The organism is Streptomyces sp. GQ60 (assembly GCF_059758875.1).
Genome location: NZ_JCAXEG010000029.1, coordinates 44,100 through 50,099 on the forward strand (window position 1 = coordinate 44,100; position 6,000 = coordinate 50,099).

Sequence of the window (6,000 nt, forward strand, 5' to 3'; positions counted from 1 at the left end):
GCCGGCCCGCCCGGATGGGCGGGGAGCCCCGGGCCGGGGGCCGCCGGGCAGGGGCGCAAGGGGAGACAGGGGGCGAGCGGCAGGGTCACTCGCTTCGAACGAGCGTTCCCTCGTGCAGACGCAGAGAGTCCCCGGCGAGGTCGTCGAGCGCGGTGACCACGGAGTCGAAGCGCATCGTGGTGCGGGTGTCCTTCTCGTACGGGTTCCACGTCGGCATGTCCGGATGGTTCGGGTCGCCGGTGCGGACGAAGGCGATCCAGGCCTCGTGCATGGTGTGCGCGAGCCCGTCCCGGACGGCGGGGTCGAGCCCGGCGGTGAGGGGAGCGTGGGCCCACTGGTCGAAGTTGGCGAAGGCGAAGGGCAGTTCGAGACAGTGAGCCGCTCCGAGCCGGCCGTCGTAGGCGGCCGCGGGGAGGTCGAACTGGTAGGCCCACACCGGGTGGCCCGCCGCGGCCCGTGCTTCGGCCAGCCGGAGGGCGGGCACCCGGAAGAGCTCGTCGGTGATGAGGTCCATCAGGACGCCGACGGGTCCGGCCCCCGTCCGGGCGCGCTCGTACGCCGCGTACACCCCGGGTGCGGCTTCGGAGCCGAACGTGTCCGCGATCCGGTCGGTCACCTGCTCCCGTGAGGCCGTGGCGTAGGCCTCGTTCAGGGCGAAGCCGAAATTGGCCTCCTCCCGGGTCCAGCCGATCATCACCTCGATGCCCGTGGCGCCGCCGTGCAGCAGGGCGTGCGCGGGGTGGCGGGCCAGGGTGACGCCGTCGACCACGGGCAGGAACGGCGTGGGCCAGTACCCCCAGCGCGTGGTCAGCGGGAAGAGCCCGCCCATGGCGCCGATCAGCTCGGGCCAGGGCGTGGCACGCAGCTCGGCCAGGGTTTTGGCCCCCGCAAGCTCCAGGTAGGCGGTGGTGCGCTCCCGGTACGCGTCCGGCGCGGGCAGATCCAGCCCCAAGGGCGGGCTCATCAGGATCACCCGGCGGATCAGGCCCTGGGTCTCGGGCAGTCCGGCGAGGGCGGCGGTGGACACCGCGCCGCCCGACTGGCCCGCGACGGTGATCGAGTCGGGGTCGCCCCCGAAGGCGGAGATGTTGTCGCGTACCCAGCGCAGGGCGGCGACCTGGTCGGTCAGCCAGTGGTTGGCGCCGGAGCAGCCTGCGCCGGAGTCGTCCGGCTCGTCCTCGGGGCCGGTGTAGAGGTAACCGAGCGGACCGATGCGGTAGTTGATGCTGACGACGACCAGGTCCCCGTCGCGGGCGAAGGTCGCGCCGGAGTAGTTCGGCAGTGACCCGGAGCCGGAGACGAAGCCGCCGCCGTGGATCCAGACCAGCACCGGCCGCCGGGCGTCGTCGACCGCGGGCGTCCAGATGTCCAGGGTCAGGCAGTCCTCGTCGAAGGGCGGCGAACCGTGCCCGCCGAGGACGGGGTCGCCGCCCTCCACGTACATCTGCGGGGCACTGGGCCCGTCGACGGTCGCGTCCCGGGTGCCGCTCCAGCCCGCATGCGGCCGCGCGGGCCGCCAGCGCAGCTCGCCGACCGGGGGCGCGGCGTAGGGCACGGCCCGGAAAACGGCGAGGCCGTCCTCGACCGCGCCGCGGAGCCGGCCCGCGGGCGGATGTGCCACGGGGTGATCGGGTCCTGGGGTGGGTGCCATGAGTCGATCCTTCCTGGGCCGCGCGCCGAACGCGTGCCGACCTGTCAAGAGTATGGCGTTGATTCTCCGGTCGTCAATATTGCTCGATAGTCATGCTTGGTTCGGCCGGTTTGCCCAGGGGCGCCGCTGAGGCCTGGCCGCCGGGCGGCGCGGGCGCCGGGCGCGCGTGGGCGCCGGGCGCGCGTGGGCGCCGGGCGCGCGTGGGCGCCGGGCGCGCGTGGGGGCCGCCGGGCGCGCGTGGGGGCCACAGTGGCGGGCCCCGGTGACGGGCGGGCCGCGGGGAGGGCGCCCCGTCGTGTCGGCCGCGCTCGAGGTGGCCTGGCCACCCTGGCCGCCGGCCTGGTCGGCCAGGGTGACCTCGTCCGCCCAGGTGGACCTGCCTGTGCGGCCCGTACGGCCCGCTTGGCCCGGTGTAGGCGCGGAAGGGCTGGCCCGCTGGCCTGCCGGGCCATCCGACCTGCCCCGCCGGGCGGATAGATCTGGCCGAGCATCCGACCCGCCCCCGCCGGGAGGGCAGGTCTGGCGGGCCCGAAAGCCGAGCTGACGTACCTGCGGCCGATCGGCCTGGCCGGGGGCTCCGCCCGTCCGCCTGGTGCGGAGGGGAGCTTCTGGTGGGGTCTGCCGGGCGGGTCGGAAGGGCTGGCCCGCCGGTCTGCCGGGGCCATCCGACCTGCCCCCGTCGGTCGGATAGGTCTGGCGGGGCCTGGGAAGCCGTTGCCGTACCGATCATGGAGTCCGTCGATCGAGCGGGAGTCTCGATCGGGTGATCGCGGGCCTTGCCCGGCATGAGGGCAGGTCCTAGCGGTATACGGGGAAAATCCAGGGGAGCGGGCGGCCGCGCGCTGCTACGGTCGGGCGCCATGAGCTGGCTTCCCGACGACTTCGTCCACCCCGTCCTGGTACCGCTGCCGGGCGGTGGCCATCACCTGCGGCCGATCCGGGAGGCGGACACCCCACTCGACTATCCGGCTGTGATGGGTTCGCGTGAGCGGCTGTGGACCATCTTCGGCCCGGCCTGGGGCTGGCCCGCGGCAACCATGACGTACGAGGCCGACCAGGCCGACCTGTTGCGGCACGAGAAGGAGATCGCCGCACACCAGTCCTTCAACTACCCGCTGTTCGACGCGGCGGAGACGGCTCTGCTCGGTTGTGTCTACATCGACCCACCGGAGAGGGCCGGAGCGGACGGCGAGATCTCCTGGTGGGTGGTGGACGAGCTGGTGGGCAGCAAGGTCGAGCAGGCCCTCGACGCGCTGGTGCCGCAGTGGATCGCCGCCGACTGGCCGTTCGAGCAGCCGCGGTTCATCGGCCGCGAGATCTCCTGGTCGGACTGGCTCGCCCTGCCGGAGCATCCTGACGCGTAAGTGGTTGTTGCCCGTACCGATCTGGAAGGCTGCCGATCGAGTGGGAGTCTCGATCGGGTGCCTGCGGCGGTTTCCGCGCGTGAAAGCAGGGCCTCCAGGTAGAGGTAACTCGGGGGTGCGATCCCCTTCCGAGTGGTTCCCGGAGGCCCTGTTGGCTTTGTTGTGCGTTCCCGAGCATGTTGAATTCAACTCGCCTGCCGTGTCGTGCGATTGCGTCGCTCACGTGTAGGGCGACGCGGCCGAGCATCCGGACCGGGCGCGCCGGTATTCGTCGGACATGAACGGACGCGCAGTGGGCGGCCGTCCGGCCGTCTGCCGGTGCCGGCCTCGTTCCAGGGGCGGGGCAGATGGCCCGAGGGCTACTGCCACCGGCAGCTGTTGGACGCGATCCGCTACCTGGTCGCGGGCGGGATCTCGTGGCGGGCTATGCCCCCGGACTGCCCGCATGGGCCCGGTCTGCGCATTTCCCGTTTGGGGCCTGGTGCCGGTTCGCCGGGCCGGGATGACCCGACTGCCCAGAAGGGCCGACCCGTTGCGGAGAATCGGCCTGTCTGACCGGACCGCCGGGCCTGCTTGGCCCCGCCTGGCCCGTCCGGACTGCCCGCCGAGGCCGCTCGGGCGGCCCGTGCCGTCGGGATGGGCGGCTCCGGGCTGACCGTCGCGGCGGTTCGTCAACTCCAGAGGGTGTCGGCCGCCATACGTTCGGCCTCGATCTCCAGTAGGGGGGCGAACGCCCGCCACAGGAGCAGGCAGGCCCCCACGGCTGCGAGGACGCCCGCGAAGGTGTCGCTCAGCCACTGGGCGTGCTGCCACGTGCGGCTCCACATCATGGCGCCGGTGTAGCCCGCGCCGAACAGCCACCACCAGCGCCGCCCGCCCGGCGGAAACAGCACGACGGCGGCCGCGATCACCAGGGCCACGGCGCTGAAGACCTGGCCGGAGGGGTACGAGCCGTCGTTGACCAGGACCCAGGTGTGCGGGGGGCGCGGCCGGTCGGCCAACTGCTTGAGCGGCAACACCACGAGCATGTTGGCCACGACGGCCGTGGTGAAGACGAAGAGCGCCGACCGCCAGCGCCCGTACATGCAGAGGCAGCCAGCCAGTAGCAGCGGCAGAACCGTGCCCAGCGGCCCGCCCAGCCGGTCGAGCACGGTGGCGAACCCGCTGGCGGCGTCAGCGGGCGACCCCTTCAGCGAAGCGGCCCACGCGTCGTCGAGGCCCTGGAAAAAGGGCTGTTCGTCCAGCCGCAGCAGCAGTCCCGTCAGCACGGACAGCAGGGTCAGCGCCGCGCCCCAGGCGAGGGCATGGCGGGGCGGAGCAGCAGGGACGGGCCGCCGCGGCGGCCGGGAAGGCATCGGGGGAGGGGTGAGGGCGTAGCCGGAAAAACGGGACATGACGGAACCTTTCGTGGCCACCTCCCCGGGACACGGAGGCGGGCGGGCAGGCAGCGGACGGGCGCGAAGCGCGGAGGGAACGCCAGCGTGGGGAGGAACGGAACCGGGCGTGCCGAAGCGGGCGGGCGGAACCGGGCGTGCCGATCCCGGCATGCCAAACCGGGCACGCCGATGCGGCACGTCGGCGGGCGCGCCGAGCTGGGCGCGCTGGGCTAGGTGTGCGGAATCGGGCGTGTGGAAACGGGCGTGTGGAACCGAGCACGCCGAACTGGGCGTGCGGGAACGGGCGTGTGGACGCGCGCTGCGGAGGCGTGCAGAAGGGGCACGTGCGGAGCCAGGAGGCAGCGGCTTGGGGACGCGGACTGCGGAGTTGCGCGGAAGGAGATGGGTGGAGCCGAGCCGTAGGTGTATGGCGGGGTGCGTCGAAGGGGACTTACGGGTCTGAGCGGATGGGAGCCGTACTGGTCCGAGCGGCACGGCCCGGTTGCTGAGCGTCCTCGCCGGCCAGCTGCGAGCGAGGGCGAATGCGGGGATGAGCGGGAGGGCGCCTGCTGGGGGCCGGAGCCAGCCGGATTGCCTGAGCCAGCCGGATTGCCTGAGCCAGCCGGATTGCCTGAGCCAGCCGGATCGGCCGAGTCGGCCGGGGGTTAGCTGGGTCGGCCGGGTGAGCCGGTGGACGAATCGGACGGGTCACCCTGCTGGGTCAGCCAGGGCGGCGGGGTCAGCCGGATCGGACGGGTTGGCTGGGTGAGCTGGATCGGACGGGTTCAGCTGGGTCAGCCGGCTCGGACGGGTCAGCCAGGGCGTGGGGCCAGCCGAATCGGAGGAGTTGGCTGGGTGAACCGGATCGGCTGGGTCGGCGGGTCGGTGGGTCGGTGGGTTGGTCGGGTGAGCCGGACCGAACGGGGTGGCTGGATCAGCTGGGGCCGTTGGGATGGCCGGTCAGCGGCGTCAGCGGCGTCAGCGGGGTCGGCCGGGTGAGCCCGGTGAGCCGGGTGAGCTGGATCGGACGGGTCGGCCGGATCAGCCAGTGCGGCGGGGGGCGCCGGATCGGACATGTTGGCTGGGTCAGTCGGGTGCGTCGGATCGGCCGGGTTGGCCGGGTCGGCGGTGCAGTCGGGTATGTCGGATCGGACGAGGTGGCTGGATCAGCTGGATCAGTCGGGTCGGAGGGGCAGCCGCCTAGACCGGGGCGGCCGGATCAGCCGGATCGGCCGGGTTGGCCGGATCGGACGGATCGGACGGGTTGGCGGGTTGGTCGGCTGTGCCGGATCGGACGAGTTGGCGGGGTCAGCTGGGTCAGCTGGGTCAGTCGGGTTCGGCTGTGTCGGCCAGGGCGGATCAGCCGGATCGGACGGGTTGGCTGGGTGAGCCGGATCGGCCGGTCGGCCGCGTAGGCCTGAGGCCGCCGGATCGGCCAGGTCAGCCATTTCAGCCGGGTGGGCATCCGACTTCGTCCGAGCTGCAGGCGAGCCACTGAGCGGACCGAGTCAGCGGGCGGCCCGAGCGACTGCGCGAGCCCGAGCCGCCGAGCAGCCCCCGCGTCGCCTGAGCCGTCGCAGGGCGCGGCCTGAGCTTGCTCCGCTTTGGC

3 protein-coding genes are annotated in these 6,000 nt (G+C 73.1%); 1 reads left to right on the plus strand and 2 read right to left on the minus strand.

The annotated features are described in order from the left end of the window. Nucleotides 1–85 precede the first annotated feature (85 nt). Nucleotides 86–1,651: a carboxylesterase/lipase family protein gene (locus AC6CKD_RS35920; RefSeq protein WP_498333330.1), complete on the minus strand. Its 1,566-nt coding sequence runs from the start codon at nt 1,649–1,651 to the stop codon at nt 86–88. 860 nt (nt 1,652–2,511) lie between these two features. Between AC6CKD_RS35920 and AC6CKD_RS35925 the strand changes: the two genes are divergently transcribed. Next, a complete protein-coding gene (locus AC6CKD_RS35925; RefSeq protein ID WP_498333332.1) occupies nt 2,512–3,015 on the plus strand; it encodes an N-acetyltransferase in 504 nt (167 codons plus the stop codon). A 671-nt stretch (nt 3,016–3,686) separates the two neighbouring features. Here the strand turns inward: AC6CKD_RS35925 and AC6CKD_RS35930 are convergent. Then, nucleotides 3,687–4,409 carry a phosphatase PAP2 family protein gene (locus AC6CKD_RS35930; protein WP_498333334.1) on the minus strand — a complete coding sequence of 241 codons (723 nt, stop codon included), beginning with the start codon at nt 4,407–4,409 and terminating at the stop codon, nt 3,687–3,689. Nucleotides 4,410–6,000 lie beyond the last annotated feature (1,591 nt).